This window comes from Clostridium sp. UBA5119 (assembly GCF_002414285.1).
Taxonomy (GTDB): Bacteria; Bacillota; Clostridia; order Clostridiales; family Clostridiaceae; genus Clostridium_J; species Clostridium_J sulfidigenes.
The window spans coordinates 23,657-40,109 of sequence record NZ_DHYX01000115.1; the positions used below are offsets into that span (position 1 = coordinate 23,657).

Sequence of the window (16,453 nt, forward strand, 5' to 3'; positions counted from 1 at the left end):
AAGTGTTGAGCATGTAATTTAGTATTATTGCTAGTACATGCTCAACATTTATTAAAATCCTATGATTTTCTTCGCACATTCCTAATTACAAATCCACTTTTAGGTAATGTAGGCATTCTTACTAAACTATAAGTTAAATCTTGATCAGTAGTTTCAAACTCAATTTTGTTAACAAGAAAATCAAGGTATGCTTTCATTATTTCCACAGTGATATTCTCCACAGGACAGCGATGTCCCTTAAAGGGATTACCTCCACCTTGAGGTATGAAATCAAATAAGTTACCTTCCCATTCCTTAAAACGCTCTGGGCAAAACTCATAGGGTTTATCCCAAATTCTAGAATCGTGATTCGTGCCATATACATCAAGTAATACAAGCATTCCTTCTTTAAATTCATAATTATTCCAATTAAAATTATTTTTTACTATCCCACCAAGAAAAGGTGTAAATGGATAGTAGCGGCGCACTTCTTGTATGAACATTTCAAGATAATCACTACCACCTTTTAATAGCTTTTCTTTATATTCTGGGTGTTTATATAGAGCTAAAGCTGTAAAGGTAATAAAAGTTGAAATAGCAACAATGGGTCTTAGTACGTTTATAAGTTCTATTGCTGCCATTTCGTCACTAAGTTCTTTACCATGAAGATCTTTATGAAAAGCCATTGCATAAAGTGCTGAATCTTCTTCTACCTTTAACTTGTAAGATCGTACATCTTTTATTATACCAACTATCCACTCTTCAGCTTTATTTCTTGCAATTCTGCCTTTCCAGTAGCGTGGTCTAACTGCTCCAAATGCATCAACCATTGCACTAAAATCCTCAGCTCTCTCTTTAACATCAGATTCTATTAGCGGAACTCCAGCCCACTTGCATGCAACTCTACATAAAATCTCTTTAGATTCTTGAAAAAGTATGACTTCATCATTGACTTTCCACTTATCAATACTAGCCTCCAAATCCTCTGATACAAGCTTTGCTAATTGTTCCCCATGGAATGGTGTCATTAAGACCATGAAAAGTTTCTTTCTATGAAGATGGTCTTCTCCATCCATTGTTTGAATGGCATTCATACCAAATAATGTTTTTTGTACTCGTTTGGGTAATGCATTATTTTTTTTAAATCGTTCTTGGTCATAAAATATTTTTGCTCCTTCTCCCCCACTAATGCAAATAACTTTTTTTCCTAATAGTCGAGTCTCAAAAATATTAGTCTTATACTGATCCATTCTATTTTTTATAAACATATATCCTTCTCGAGATAAATTAAAAAAACTCTCTATATCTTTATCTTTTTTATCAACTTCATCTATTATCATCTACTATCTACCCCTTTCTATCCACCTATATTTCCCATACTATCTAAAAATATTCGTAATACTCAAATTCAATAGATTTTTATTTGAAAATTATAAAGCCAATGCTTAATTTAAAATCATAAGCACTGGCTTTTTACTATAACTATTAGTGTACATTAAAGATAAATATAAAGATATACACCTATGTAGTTTGGGTGGGTATCTTTATATATTCCTATTTATTTCTTCTCAAATATGAGTTCTCTTTCTATATTCTTTTGTAGCTAAAAATGGCAAATAAATAATACTAAAAATCACAAAGGACAAAAGGACATCTTGCCACCTAATTACAACATTTGAACCATTCGCACCAAAGAGTAGAAAACCAAGATTATTGTTTAAATAATGTATCATGGACACAGCCCAAATATTTTCAGTTTTAAGATATACATAGCCAAAGAAAACAGAGTAACAGATACAAACTATAAGTTGAGTAACTATGCTATAAAAAGATGTCTCTGGACTATAATAAAATAAATTTATTGGGAAATGCCAAAGTCCCCAAATTACTCCAAGTAAAAGCACCCCCCTTTTTTTACCGAACTTGTCCTGAAGTACTGGTTGTAAGAAATACCTCCATCCATATTCCTCTCCAAAGAAAAGAAAGTAAGTAAATAAAAAATTTAAAGGTAAAAGTAGAAGTAATTTAAAAATAGTAGGATAATTAAGGAATGTAAAAAAATCATCAAGAGATCCACTTATAACACAGGATATTAAATTTGCTAATAAGTAAAGTACAACAAAAAGAAGAATATAGAATAATGATTTCTTACCATTCTTTTTTATGCTAAGTCCAAATTCTGCCCTGGTTTTGCTATCTTCAATACCTAGCATAATAAGTCCCAGAAAACTTCCTGCTGTGACTAATATTCCAGCTACAATCTCTGGCTCACCATATCCAGTAAAGGTCTGTATAGAAAGTATAATTACTGATACCATTGAGAAAATCAAAAATACTCCAAAAAATTTTTTAGGTGCTCTGGTTCTTATTTCCTTGTTACATAAAAATGCCAACATAACTCCCATGGCTGGGTAATACATTTGTACAAGTGGAAATGCACCTACAGCCCCTTTAGAATATGCCAAAGCCATTAAAAATCCCATTAGTGCTGTCATTCCAAAACATACTATAAAGAATATAATAATATTGCCTTTGCCACTGTGTTGCTTATCCAAATTTTCCATAATACTCTCCTTATATTTAATGCTGTTATACTAAGATAAGTTATATGAATAGTTATATAATTTCATTATATAACTAAGTTACTACCTTAAAATATAATAAATAAAAAACATAAATATTCAACAACTTCATTATATCAAAATTACTAAATATATACAAATCATGGTATTTACCTTAAATTAAAGTAAAACATTATAGGATTAATTTACCTTAAAAAATATGTTGTACATTAAACTAAAATATGATATTATAATCTCACATCAAGGAAATCACTAATAAATAAAAAGTTAAATTTCTGGAATATGCGTTAAGCTCTTATTTTGAACCTACATTTAATTTTAGGGAGTTCAATATTTAAATGAGGAAATGTACCTTCTTGTGAGTCCTTTTCACGGCATTGAGGGCGATTGAGACATCTGTGAGGACACCCACCTATCGTGAGATAGGCTTCAAAATTAGAGTACCGGTATTTTGGATTTTATATTAAAATTTAAGCCAAGCTTATAGTCTTAAGCATTGGCTTTTTGTTTTATCCGATGACTATCAGCTCTAATACTCCCATCTTCTTCAAAATGGGAGTAAAGAGAAGTTACGTCCCTAGATAACGATTTCTACAACTTTCCACTAATCTAATTACAGTTACCTATAGGTATTAATTTAAACTTACCCACAATTCCATAGCTTCATCACGCTTACTACTTAACTCTTCTTTTTTGCAGTATAACTTATTAAGCTCTTCATAATCCAACTTGTCATCAGTCATGGTTACATCAATATCCTTTATTTCATTTTCAAGGCCTTCAATGATTCTTTCAACCCTAGCCTTTTCCACTTCCTTCTGTTTATCCTCATCAACCTTTTTAGGTTTCTTAACTTTTTCCTGTTTTATCACGGGCTCTTTAATCTCTTGTAGCTTAAGCTGCTCTTTTACATTTTTATAATAATTATAATTTCCAGGATAGCTTTTAAAACTATTATCTTCAATGGAAATTACTCTTTCACTTATTTTATTAATAAAATATCTATCGTGGGATATGAAGAATATAGTTCCTTTAAAGTCTTCTAGAGCTTCTTCGAAGTTTTCTATGGAGTCAATATCAAGATGATTAGTAGGCTCATCCAATATCAATAAATTCACGTCTTCATATAATAGCTTACCAAGTTTTAGTCTTATTCTCTCTCCCCCAGATAAATGCTTTACTTTTTTAAATACACTATTCCCATAAAACATGAATTTTGATAGATATTCACGTGCTTGACCTTCAAGTATTGAAATATCTTCTCTAAAGCACTCTAGTACAGTAAACTCCTCATTTTTAAAGGTAATTTTCTGTGGTAAATATGCAGCCATTACATTAGCACCTAATTCCACTACACCAGAATCTGGCTTTTCTTCATCTAAAAGCATTTTCAAGAAAGTAGTTTTACCACTACCGTTTGGGCCTATTAACGCTGCTCTTTCACCGAAATGAATCAATAAATCTACATCTCTTAAAATAACCTTATCATCAAAAGATTTAGAAAGTCCTTCAGCTTTAATTGTCTCATTACCAGATCTTTCACCATCTTTAAAGTTAAGCTTCATATTCTTTTTTTCAAACTTTGGTTTTTCAGTTCTTACATATTGACCTCTGGTTCGATAAAATTTATTACTTTCAGTATCACTACTTTTCATTTTATCAAGCTTTTTTTGTAGACTAGCAGCTCGTTTAAAGAATTTATTATTATCTACCCTAGCTGCCCAATCCCTTAACTCCTTTATAGCGTTCTGTACATTCTTAATCTCCTTTTGCTGCTCCTTATATTGGTGAAATTGTTCAAGGATATTCTCTTCCTTTTGCTTTGCAAAATCAGAATAATTTCCTTTATAAGTCTTACTTTCCATATCCTCTATTTTTATAATCTTTGTTACCACATTATCTAAAAAGTATCTATCATGAGAAACAATAATTACAATACCATTGTAGTTTTTAAGATAAGCTTCAAGCCATTCAGTCGATTCCATATCCAGATGATTTGTAGGCTCATCTAGTAGTAATATATCTGGGTTATCTATGAGCAGTTTGCCAAGGACAACCGTAGTTTTTTCACCGCCACTTAATAAATTAAACTCTTTATTTAAAAAGCTTTCATCTAATTTTAACCCCGTACAAATCCTACTTAATTTTTCTTCTGTATTGTATCCATCTTTAACTTCATATAATTCAACTAATTGGCTATACTGCTTTAAAGCTTTTTCTAAATTATTATCTTCTAAAAACTTCATTCTTTCTTCTAATTCGCGCATTTTATTCTCTATGCTATAAACTTCTTCAAAAGCTAATTTTAGAACATCAATAACCTTTATGCCATCTTCATACTTAGGAATTTGCTCAAGGTATGCACAAGTAGCTTCTCTAGGCTTACAAATAAAACCTTCATCATATCCTGGACTTGTAGCTCCAGGATACCCAATACAATAATTCATTGGTAACACTCCTGCTATTAACTTAAGAACAGTACTCTTTCCACTTCCATTAACCCCTACTATACCAACTTTTTCTCCTGAATAAATCTGAAAGGTTATATTTTTAAGAACAAGAGTTGCATCCATATATTTTTTTACACCATTTAATGTTAATTCGAACATAAAAATTCCTTCTTCCATCCATAATTCTAATTATGCATTTCATGGATAGGCACAAAAACACCTTAATTATTATAACTTTTTATTTTTAAATAATAAAAAAACTGTAAGAAGATGGTTTCTTCTTACAGTCAGAAATACTCTAATACTATTATAATTTACTTAAACAAGATATAAGTTAAAAACATATTATTATGCTATATATCCCATTATATAACTCTTCAAAGCTTTTTCTCCAATAGTTAAAGCTTATTGAAATATTATAAATTACAGTATTTAATTTCAATAAAGTAAGTTACCTTCTAAATGCCTTATTCCATAAAGAGCATAACAATAAAACCTAAATATAATTAGGTAAATTAAAACTCATTATAAAATATATTAATTATTAAATTAAAATTAATATTAGCAAATAGCTGGTTTCATAACTTACTTCCTCCTCTTGGTGTTTTTTTTATTATACCATTTTTAATATATTATGTAAATACATTTAAAAATTGTATCAACATAGCTATTTAAATCCACCAATTTAAGATCTATACTATGATTTTTTGTGCATTTTCATTGGTATCATCATATTCTTCTCTAAGGAGTGAACACATATATCTATCAACTAGTTTCCCCTTATTTTTAACACTTTTTCTCATTAATCCTTCTACTTGAAATCCTAAACTGGTTAATAAAGCTAAAGAGCCTGTATTCTCCTTTTGTAAAGTTGCATATATCCTAGTTAACTTTAGTTCCTGAAATGCATACCTAATAAGCATTTGAGCTGCTTCTTTGGTATAACCCTTATTCCAAAATTTTTTTCTTATCCAATATCCAATTTCTCCATTTTCATATTGATAATTAATATTACTTAAGGAAACAACTCCTATAAAGTCATCTGTATTTCTATTGAAAATACCCAGTTCAATGCAAGAATCATCTTTTATAGAATTTAAGTATTTTATATAACTTTCAGCATCTTCTAAAGTATATGGGTATGGAACTTCATGCATATATCTTGTCTGATCAAAATCATTTATGTTTTCTTGAAGGGTCTTTGCACTAACTTTGGTTGTAAGTGTTTCCAAATAAATTCTTTCACCTATTAACAAAAGCTTTCTCACAACAACTACTCCTTTTAAAATTATATTTTTAGGTAAATTACAACTTTACCTAATTATAACTCAATATATAAAAAGTTCAATGATAATTTTATAGGGTGAATAAAAATTCACCCTATAAGTCACTGTTATTTATTCTAAAAAACTAAGCTTCATTCTTATGAGCTACTTTTTCTTTCGTTCTTTGGTCAATTTCTTTCTTCAGCTCTCTTAAATAAGGAGAGAATTCCACCTTATCCGCACCATAAGTAAGTTGCAAGTCATATTCTAGCGGAATCCAAGTACTAATATCCGCCTCGTTATGTTGAATGACTGCTTCTAAATTATCTAAGGCTTTGTAAAGCTTTGCTTCATCAGTCTTAAGTTCATTCATTTCCTTTAAAAGTTCTGTGAATTCCTCACGATAAGGAGTATGGAAGGTTGCGATCCATTGGAAAAACATCTCATCCTCTTTTTCACTATCTTCTTCTTTCTTCTCAAATGTAGGAATATCACCAGTAAAGGCTTCACCTAAATCATGAATCAAACACATACGAATTACCTTGTTCATATCAATCTCTGGAAATTCATCACGCATTAATAATGCCATTAATGCAGTACGCCAGCTATGTTCTGCTACACTTTCATGGCGTCCGCTCGATGTCCATGAGTGCCTAGTATTGCATTTTAGTTTTTCTGCTACTGTTAATATTTCTAGAAATGTTGCTGTATTCATACGAAGTTCCCCCTAGAATTTTTATTTATGGAATATTATAACAAACACATATAAATAAGACCACGTCTATTTGGCTAAAAGTAAATAAATGAAGTTAATTTAAATTATAGATTTCCTAAAATATAATGAAAAAAATCTAAAATATGGAAATGAAATAAGGTGTAGTTCACCTTATTTTATTTTCTTTTATTACTAAACCATTCAATTGTTGCTTTTTCCACATCTTTTGGAAGCTTTTTATTATACACCTCATCATATAGCCATGCCAATGTCTTATTATTTAAATATTTTTTCATTTCATCTTCTGCTTCTAACATTACAACTTTTATTAAACAAGGACATTTGGTATGTGTATCTGGCAAATTCTCTTTATCTAATAATATATTTTTTTGTCTAATTTCTGCACATTGAAAAAATGATTCAGTTCCTTCTACTGCTTCAACAACATCCCAAAATGTTATTTCTCCTGCACTACGAGCTAGCGCATAACCACCTTTTACACCTGGTATAGATTTTACAATTCCTGACTTACTTAATTTTGCATATACTTTTGATAAGTAAGTTTCTGAGATACCTTGAAATGCCGCCAAATCCTTTATTCCCACAGATTTACCTTCTTCTAAATTTACCATATATAATAAACAATGTATTGCATATTCTACTCCTACTGAAAATTTCATTTTTCATACTCCTTTGATATATATAGTCTTTTATTAATAATATCCTATTATTTATTCTTCTTCAAGATAATCATGTTCCATTAAATATATACTCTCTTACAAAATATCTCCATTGACAAAAGGGAAAAAAAATTATATTCTTATTAAAGATAAATATTATCCGCGATAATTATTATCCATAATTTATAAGAAAGAAGGAATGTGAAATGTTTACAGATAAATTTTTCGAGGTACTAAATCATGAAGGAGTAGTTTCTATTGTTACTTGTGCAAATAATGCAGCTCATGTCGCTAATACATGGAACAGTTATTTAATTGTTGTAGAAGAAAATAAAATCTTAATTCCTGCAGCAGCTATGATTAAAACAGAAGAAAATATTAATGCTAACCCTAAAGTTAAATTGACTCTTGGTAGTAAGGAAGTAATGGGCTACAAATATATGGGAACTGGATTTTTACTTGAAGGAACCGCCAAATTCCTAAAAGATGGAGATAACTTTAACAAGATGAAAGAAAAATGCCCATTCCTTACAAGAACATTAGAAGTTACAGTTACCTCATGCAAACAAACACTGTAAAGAATATTAAACTCAATCAGAGAAAATATGCCAAGAAAAATCAAGTCCTAGAATTAGTTCTAGGACTTATTTTTTATATAATTTTACATCTTCTTTCTAACTTTTTAATTCAAAAATAAAAAAATGTTTCATACAAAATATTATCTAATTAAAATTGGACCTCTACCAAAACTAAATGCTACCTGGGCTGTCAAATGAGCAATAGCTAACTATTAGAATTTCTCACCAAATAGAAATTAGTGTTCTACACTCTTTTCATAATAAATGCTACCCTCTGTTTGTCAAATATTATCCTTTACTTTCACCAAATCTAATGCTTTCATCTGTATAAGCAAGTCTTCTAACCTCTATGATATTATGAGCATCTTCAATTTTAACCTTTTCAAGATGTAACATAGATTAACCTCCAACATTCTATATTTTTCATTTTTAGGTATATTAAATCCCACTTTCAAAATATGAAAACCTCTGAAACCCGTATGGCGACAACAACTAGTTTAATAGTTAAATATTTCTATAGTTAAATAGGTTCATATTTTTATATTTAAATAGTTCTCTATATACATTTTTACCTATGTAAATAGTTATGTATATACCTAGATGTGTTCTAAATTAGGTAAAAGTATAATTTTTTTATTTTAATATCTTACTTGACTTATAGACAAGATAAGAAAAATATGAAGTAATTAGATTTTAACTTGTCATTTAAAAGCCGAGCAATACTGTGAAATACTTATCTGATATATAGTTTAAAAATATTCTTTTAGTATTAGTTTATTTTAGTCCAAATTAAACACTACACATATAAGTAATCCTATTTCACAAATCGAAAATAATTGAGCACAAAAATAAGTTTTATAGAAATCATCGGACTGTCGTTTTTCAAGTAAATATATAAAAAATATCATTAATGAAAATATAATGCCTATAATTAAACCAAATATGCCTTCATTTTTAAACGAAAACCAAATACCATTTTGCATTCCATATTTCGTAAAATAATAAGCAAATGTCGGAATGGCAATTATATTTGTTGGTATGAATACTTTCAATTTAATAAATGGTGAAATAAAAGCTAAAAAGAATATTGCACCTAGTATAGCAAGGAACAACAAGATATCTTTAAAAGGAAACCCTATAACTTTTCCTGCCTTTTCATTATTACTGCCCAAAACGATTTTCTCACAATAAATTGCTTTATGGGTATGGGTTAGATATCCTATTTTATAAAAATCATATTTACTTACACCAGATGAAAAGAAAAATTCAACCTCTTCTCCTGTAGACAGATAAACATAGTCTGTTAGGTCTTTGCTATAATGTTTTATTTCTACTACTTCCCCAGTGACATAATTTAGTTTTCCAGTTATTAATTGAGGAATATCAAGAAAGTTCGGTTTAAGAAAGTAAATTGTTATGCCCATAACAATTATAAACCAAATAACTTTCCATGGACTAACCTTACTTATATCCCATCTTTTTCTTTTAGAAAAACTTTCTAAATAATTATATCTATGTTTTTCTTTCGTTGTATTTTTTTAATGCCTAAAAGCCAATTAGAATTTAGTACTATTATAAGTCCTATTATTAACCAGAATATGATTCCAATTATAAAAAAACATGTTTGAAATATCCGCATTCTTTTACCACCTTAAAATTTTCAATATATATTAGGGTTTATTCAATGTATATCGCTCTTATTTAATTGAATAATGTTCGTACTAATTTACAATTTTCATTTATAAATATAGTTATACAAACTTATTGTAACATAATTACAATATTTAGTTTGTTATATTAGAACTATGTTAGTGATAAAAGCTATCTGCCAGCTCTATTCTCTTAAGAATGTCCGTTAAATCGTCTGTATCAACTACATACATTGCACTCTTTTTAACTTTCGGTGAGCTGTTTATTGCGATAGAGCCTCCACAGTATTGAAAAATTGGAATATCTGTTGAACCATCACCTACAGCAATGCATTCTTCGGGTTTAATACTATTGTTACTACAAAAATCTTGTAAACACTCAATTTTTTGTTCCGCCCCAATGTAATTAAGAATTTTTCCAGTAAATACTCCTTCAACCACTTCATAATCACTACCATAATAATAATCAAATCCCCAAATATCACATACAACTTTGGCTACTTGCTTTGGACCGACAGTAATAACAATACATTTAATATTTTGTTCATGTAATGCTTCAACTACACTCTTGATATTTTTTAAAGGTTTTGCAATCTCTAAAAAAGATTGAGCGATTTTACGTTCTTCAAGACCTAAAAGCAATTCTGATCTAAGGTAATCTGCTGATATATAGTCAAGCAGTCCTTTTTCTTCCTGTTCTTGAATGAGAGAGTGCTCTTTTTCTTTCCCATTTAGAATGCATGGCAACATAACGGAATGAATTTCTCTAATGAGAGTATCATCCAAGTCAAAACAAACAAGTTTCAAATTTTTCATTCTAAATACACCATCCTAAAATATAAGTTATACAATTGTAAACTTATTATAACATAATTACAATAATATGTATGACTGTATATTAAAAAGCACCTCCTTAAAGAGATGCTTTAATTCAGTATCTATTAAAATTATTCACTAATATTGTTATGATATAGACATGCTTATAACTTCTAATTCCCATTGACCATTTTTATAGACCGCTTTATATTTTGGGAAAACTGCTCCTAAGTTGCCAAACCAGGAAGTAGCTTCAACCACAGCTTTATTATTCTTAAATTGCTCTACTTTAATTGAAAGCATTGTTCCATTTAAAGTTCTTGACATCATGCCATTGTCATCAAATTCAAAAAGTGATTTATCATCTTTAACATCTTCATACCAATATACATTTTCTGATAGACTTTTAAGTCCTTCAAGTACATTCTCCTTTGCCTTTTCTTCTATAAGTCCGTCTAATGTATCTTTTTGTACAGCAATAAAGGCGTTTCCTACATTCTCTATTTGAAAGGCTGCACTCATAACTGCAACATACAATTTAACACGTTTAACCTCTTCTTCAGTGTACTGATTATTATCATTCTGTATTGGGTTAGCAGTTTCCTTGCAAATGGAAATATTTGTATTTGTATGTGATACATATATAGCTACGGCTATAGCTCCAATAATGCATAGAGCTAAAATTCCTATAATAATTTTTTTCATTGATTTGACCCCTTTCATATATCTAATATTTAAACTTATACCATAAATAAATCTAAATTATATACGAATTTAAAAGGTCACTAGTTCTCAATAGGTTACAATATAACTTCAAATCTTTTCTTCCACGTTATTTATATTAATTTTTTCATCTTAATAAACTCAAACTCTCCACCATTTGTTTTTTGCATATACTTCTCTACAAACTGGAAGCCTATGTTCTCATATACTTTTATTGCTCGCTTATTAAATGAAGCAACTGCCAACATAATATAATTTTGCTTATACTCAAATTCTTTTATCCCAAAGTTAATACCTGCAACTACAAATTCAGTTCCGATCCCTCTCCCAGTTAATTCAGGCTTTAGACCAAACCCTATCCACATAATACCACCTTCAAAGCAGTATGAGTAATAAGCAACTAACTCACATTCATCATTAAGAACCGAGAAATAATGCCCTTCCCAATTATCTTCATTAAGAAATTCCTTTAAATCATCTTCGTCAGCTATTATGTCATAGAATGAATATACTCCATTATACTTCCAATTAAATGCAATCTCATTTGAATATTCTTTATTCATAGGAATAAAAACATAATTCAAAATATCCCCTCCTCCTTTGCAAGTTGTTATATATTGTATTAATACGGTTAATTTGTAGTTTTAACACTACAAACTTATTGTACATAATTACAATAAAATGTTTGTTCATATATAAAAAGCACCTCATTAAACTCTATACTTCAATCATTTTGTATTATTTTCCACTGCTGCTACTGCTTCAATTTCTACCAATTGATTTGTATATCCTAATACTGTAACTCCAGATAAGGTGCTTGGAACATCATGATTACCAAACTCTTTTCTTATTGTTTCCCATGCAGTTACCAAATCTGACTGATTTTGAGATGCTACAAGAACTCTGGTATATACAACGTCTTCCAAAGTGGCCCCACAGTCCTTCAGTGCTTCCTTCAAATTCTCTACACAAAGTTTTGCCTGAAGCTCATAATCACTCAAATTGGGTACTTCTCCGTCTTTATTAATGGGACATGCACCCGCCAAAAATAATAAGTCCATTCCTGAAGGTATACGTCCAGCATAAGCATAATCTACTGGAGCTAAATTTGTAGAATGAATTAATGATATTTTTTTATTCATTTTGACTCTCTCCTTTTGTTCTAATATCTACGAGAATAATTACAAATTCATTTTTAAAATGAATTTTATGTTCAATATCATTTTAAAGCTTCTATATTTTATAAGAAAGATAATAATCGTTTCTATATCATCTTTTATACAAAAGCTACCACACATTACAAGAGTGGTAGCTTTTGATTACTTATCCTTTTTATATACAATTTTCTTAATACTACTATATGAAAGGAAGAATTCTTCAGCAAGATTGCTAATTGATTGCCCACCTATATATTGGTTTAATATCTTTGCATTTCTAGCTTTTATATAATCTCGGCTTTTAGATTTTTCACCCCATCTTTTTCTCTTTTCAGGAGGGGAAGGGACATATATATATTCACCTTGAATGTACTTTTGAATTTCTTTAACTAAATCATCTGGTAATATTCTATCAATTCTTACATATTTCATAAAGCTCACTTCCTTAAATTTAATATTTAATTAAGGAAACAAAGCCTGTATATGTATGAATTTATTTATGAAAAGCGACTAAAATCTATCTCTGTGCAAATTGTCGCCCAAACTCATACCTACAGACTTTGCACAGAGTATTTTAAGCATTTTTCTATCCATGAGATTAATATTCATTATATCACACTCCCTATTTGTATTAAGTCAATTATATTATTTATTAAGACGATACGCAATTTTCAAAGAACATAATTTATTATCTAGTTCGCAAATCCTACAAATTGCATAATATATTTGAACTACAAAACAAAAATACCGCATATTCATATTGAATAATACGGTATTATGGATACGTTATTTAATTATATATTTGTTACGCTATTTAAGGATATTGAGGATTAAGAATTAAGCTATTGCTCTGTTTTCATTGCTCTCATAGAGTTTAGTACCGCAATTAGTGTTACACCTACATCACCAAATACAGCCTCCCACATAGTTCCTAATCCAAGAGCTACAAGTACTAATATTATTGCTTTAATACCTAAAGCAAAGACAATATTTTGCATAACTATTGATCTTGTTTTCTTAGCTATTTTTATTGCAGAAGCAATCTTTGAAGGTTCATCAGTCATTATTACAACGTCAGCAGCTTCTATTGCCGCATCTGAACCGATACCACCCATAGCTATGCCGATATCTGCTCTTGCTAAAACTGGAGCATCATTTATTCCATCGCCAACAAATATTAACTTACCTTTAGAGGATTTTTCTTTATCTAATACTTCTACTTTTTCAACCTTTTGATCTGGTAATAACTCTGAATAAACTTCATCTAACCCTAATTGCTTGGCAACTTTAGTTCCAACAACTTTATTATCTCCTGTAAGCATAACAGTTTTTCTAACACCAATTTCTTTTAAAGCTTTAATTGCCTTAGCTGAATCTTCTTTCACTTCATCTGAAATAACTATATACCCTGCATACTCTTTATTAACAGCAACATGCACTACAGTACCTATAGTTTCAACTTGTGCATAGGATATATTTTCTTTATTCATTAACTTATAATTACCTGCTAAAACTTCTTTTCCTAAAACAGTAGCTTTTACACCATGTCCTGAAATCTCTTCATAATTTTCAATTGATTCATTTGCTACTTCCTTACTATATGCTTTAACAATAGAAGTTGCTATTGGATGATTAGAAAAGCTCTCAGCAAAGGCTGCATAAGTGATAAGTTCATCCATTGATACATTGCCTTGAGGTTGTATTTCTGTCACCTTAAATACACCCTTAGTTAATGTTCCAGTCTTATCAAATACTACAACTTCTACATTATTTAACGCCTCAAGATAGTTTCCACCTTTAACAAGTATTCCATTTTTTGAAGCTCCACCTATACCACCAAAGAAACCAAGGGGAATAGATACAACTAAAGCACATGGGCAAGATACTACTAAAAAGGCTAATGCTCTATATATCCACTCTGAGAAGGTAGCTCCACTTATAAATAGTGGTGGTAATATAGCTAATGCTAATGCAGAGAAAACCACAGCAGGTGTATAATATCTTGCAAATTTTGTTATAAAGTTTTCTGTGGGAGCTTTTTTACTACTTGCATTTTGAACTAAATCAAGTATCTTAGCAATAGTAGAATCTCCAAATTCTTTTTCTACTTCTATAGTTAAAAGCCCATTTTTATTAATAACTCCGCCTAGTACATCATCTCCTACTTCTACCTCTCTAGGAACTGATTCACCAGTAAGTGCAGAAGTATCTACCATAGAATTCCCTTCAATTACTTTACCATCTAGGGGAACCTTTTCCCCAGGTCTTACAACTATAATATCACCTATATTAACCTCTTCTGGTGATACCTTTTTAATATCACTACCAATTTTTAAGTTCGCAAAATCCGGTCTTATATCCATTAATTCTGCTATGGATTTTCTTGAGCGATTTACAGCCATACCCTGGAATATTTCACCTAATTGATAGAATAGCATAACTGCTACACCTTCTGGGAACTCACCAATAGCAAAAGCTCCTATAGTAGCTATACTCATAAGGAAGTTTTCATCAAAAATTTGACCTCCTCTAATATTTTTCAATGCTCTTAACACAACTTCTCCGCCAACAAGGAGATAACTAACTAAAAACAATGATAACTCAACATAAAAATTAAATTTAAAAGCTGTAGCAATGGCAAAAATTGCTGCACCAACTCCAAGTCTTACAAATTCCTTTTTGCTATTTTCATGCTCATGATCATGATTATGATCATGGGATCTTTGCTTTCTGTTCTGATTTCCTTCTTCAACATATACTTTTACATCAGGTTCAATCCTTTTAACAATTTGTTTAACCATTTCAACAATGTTATCTTTATCGCCATTATTTTCCACTTCTAGAATAAGTTTTTGAGCTACAAAATCAACTACAGCACTACTAACATTAGTAATATTTTGAGATTCTTTTTCAATTTTTGATGCGCAATTTGCACAGCATAACCCCTTAAGAATTATCACTAATTTATTTGACTTTCCTACAGACTTTCCTACAGACTTTTCTTTAACTTTTACATGTGATTCAATTTTGTTTATTGACTCTATAGATGAAGCAACTAATTCATTAACTTTGCTTATTTCTTCTAATTCCATAGTTAAAGTTTTAGTGACAAAGTTTACTGATGCATTGGCAATTCCATCAATACTATTTAGTTTTGTCTCTATTTTTGATGCACAATGTGCACAGTCTAACCCTTCCAAAATGAATTGTTTTCTTACCTTTCCAACGTTTTTATTTGTCGCTGTTCTCGATTCCATAATCGCATTTGATTTATTATTTAATTGAGATTTTATTTGTAATGATTTATTTTCTTTAACGTTAGGTTTTGAAACTTTATTACTCATTCCCATGCCCCCTAAATTCCTTATTTTTCATATAAATGTTCTAATCCTTGATCAAATATCCCCTTAACATGATCATCATCTAAGGAATNNATAGTATACAACCTTACCTTCTTTTCTATTCTTTACCAACCTAGTCTGTTTAAGAACTCTCAACTGATGGGATATTGCTGATTGGTTCATTCCAAGTAGTGCTGCAATATCACAAACACACATTTCTGCTTGGAATAATGCACAAATTATTTTTATTCTTGTACTATCTCCAAAAACCTTAAATAAATCTGCTAATTCATATAAATCTTCTTCATCTGGAATAGTTTCCTTTACTCTCTTAATCACATCTTCATGGATAGTATTACAATTACAGGTACTAATTATTTCATTTTCGTTATTCATTTATATATCACCTCATCAGAATGTATGCACACATGTTCATATGTTTATATATTCAGTATATGTATCTTCTTCAAATTTGTCAAATATTTTTATTATAATTTTAAAAATATTTTTTAAAATAA

General features: G+C 29.8%; 14 protein-coding genes, 1 other RNA gene and 1 pseudogene. 2 read left to right on the plus strand and 14 right to left on the minus strand.

Annotated features, from left to right (window positions below; genetic code table 11):
* Window positions 1-59 precede the first annotated feature (59 nt).
* Both B2671_RS17360 and B2671_RS17365 read right to left on the minus strand, forming a co-directional pair.
* Window positions 60-1,319: a cytochrome P450 gene (locus B2671_RS17360; RefSeq protein ID WP_346871543.1), complete on the minus strand. Its 1,260-nt coding sequence runs from the start codon at window positions 1,317-1,319 to the stop codon at window positions 60-62.
* A gap of 228 nt (window positions 1,320-1,547) precedes the next feature.
* Window positions 1,548-2,543, minus strand: a complete 996-nt coding sequence (locus tag B2671_RS17365; RefSeq protein ID WP_346871544.1) for a type II CAAX endopeptidase family protein — start codon at window positions 2,541-2,543, stop codon at window positions 1,548-1,550.
* Window positions 2,544-2,830: 287 nt separating this feature from the next.
* Here B2671_RS17365 and ssrS point away from each other — a divergent pair.
* Window positions 2,831-3,023, plus strand: a non-coding RNA gene (gene ssrS / locus B2671_RS17370) — 6S RNA.
* 170 nt (window positions 3,024-3,193) lie between these two features.
* On the opposite strand, the gene abc-f is transcribed toward ssrS, so the two are convergent.
* The 4 genes from abc-f to B2671_RS17390 all read right to left on the minus strand — a co-directional run bounded on the left by abc-f (window position 3,194) and on the right by B2671_RS17390 (window position 7,671).
* A complete protein-coding gene (gene abc-f, locus B2671_RS17375; RefSeq protein ID WP_346871545.1) occupies window positions 3,194-5,170 on the minus strand; it encodes a ribosomal protection-like ABC-F family protein in 1,977 nt (658 codons plus the stop codon).
* 533 nt (window positions 5,171-5,703) lie between these two features.
* Window positions 5,704-6,279 (minus strand): GNAT family N-acetyltransferase, encoded by a 576-nt coding sequence (locus B2671_RS17380; protein ID WP_346871546.1) that lies wholly within the window; start codon window positions 6,277-6,279, stop codon window positions 5,704-5,706.
* Between the two features lie 142 nt (window positions 6,280-6,421).
* On the minus strand, window positions 6,422-6,991 hold the full coding sequence (locus B2671_RS17385) for an HD domain-containing protein (RefSeq protein ID WP_346871547.1): 570 nt from the start codon (window positions 6,989-6,991) through the stop codon (window positions 6,422-6,424).
* A gap of 176 nt (window positions 6,992-7,167) precedes the next feature.
* Window positions 7,168-7,671, minus strand: coding sequence for an Rrf2 family transcriptional regulator (locus B2671_RS17390; protein ID WP_346871548.1), 504 nt, complete (start codon window positions 7,669-7,671; stop codon window positions 7,168-7,170).
* Between the two features lie 206 nt (window positions 7,672-7,877).
* Between B2671_RS17390 and B2671_RS17395 the strand changes: the two genes are divergently transcribed.
* A complete protein-coding gene (locus B2671_RS17395) occupies window positions 7,878-8,249 on the plus strand; it encodes a pyridoxamine 5'-phosphate oxidase family protein (protein WP_346871549.1) in 372 nt (123 codons plus the stop codon).
* Between the two features lie 779 nt (window positions 8,250-9,028).
* On the opposite strand, the gene B2671_RS17400 is transcribed toward B2671_RS17395, so the two are convergent.
* From B2671_RS17400 to B2671_RS17435, 8 genes and pseudogenes are all read right to left on the minus strand, one after another.
* A complete protein-coding gene (locus B2671_RS17400) occupies window positions 9,029-9,673 on the minus strand; it encodes a hypothetical protein (RefSeq protein ID WP_346871550.1) in 645 nt (214 codons plus the stop codon).
* Window positions 9,674-10,057: 384 nt separating this feature from the next.
* Entirely contained in the window at window positions 10,058-10,714 is a 657-nt protein-coding gene (locus B2671_RS17405) for an HAD family phosphatase (RefSeq protein WP_346871551.1), read from the minus strand.
* Between the two features lie 147 nt (window positions 10,715-10,861).
* Window positions 10,862-11,419 (minus strand): hypothetical protein, encoded by a 558-nt coding sequence (locus B2671_RS17410; RefSeq protein ID WP_346871552.1) that lies wholly within the window; start codon window positions 11,417-11,419, stop codon window positions 10,862-10,864.
* Window positions 11,420-11,550: 131 nt separating this feature from the next.
* Window positions 11,551-12,021 (minus strand): GNAT family N-acetyltransferase, encoded by a 471-nt coding sequence (locus B2671_RS17415; protein ID WP_346871553.1) that lies wholly within the window; start codon window positions 12,019-12,021, stop codon window positions 11,551-11,553.
* 144 nt (window positions 12,022-12,165) lie between these two features.
* Window positions 12,166-12,579: a RidA family protein gene (locus B2671_RS17420; RefSeq protein ID WP_346871554.1), complete on the minus strand. Its 414-nt coding sequence runs from the start codon at window positions 12,577-12,579 to the stop codon at window positions 12,166-12,168.
* 177 nt (window positions 12,580-12,756) lie between these two features.
* On the minus strand, window positions 12,757-13,026 hold the full coding sequence (locus B2671_RS17425) for a CD3324 family protein (RefSeq protein WP_346871555.1): 270 nt from the start codon (window positions 13,024-13,026) through the stop codon (window positions 12,757-12,759).
* Between the two features lie 410 nt (window positions 13,027-13,436).
* A complete protein-coding gene (locus B2671_RS17430) occupies window positions 13,437-15,851 on the minus strand; it encodes a heavy metal translocating P-type ATPase (protein ID WP_346871566.1) in 2,415 nt (804 codons plus the stop codon).
* A gap of 107 nt (window positions 15,852-15,958) precedes the next feature.
* A pseudogene (locus B2671_RS17435) lies at window positions 15,959-16,331 on the minus strand (ArsR/SmtB family transcription factor).
* Window positions 16,332-16,453 lie beyond the last annotated feature (122 nt).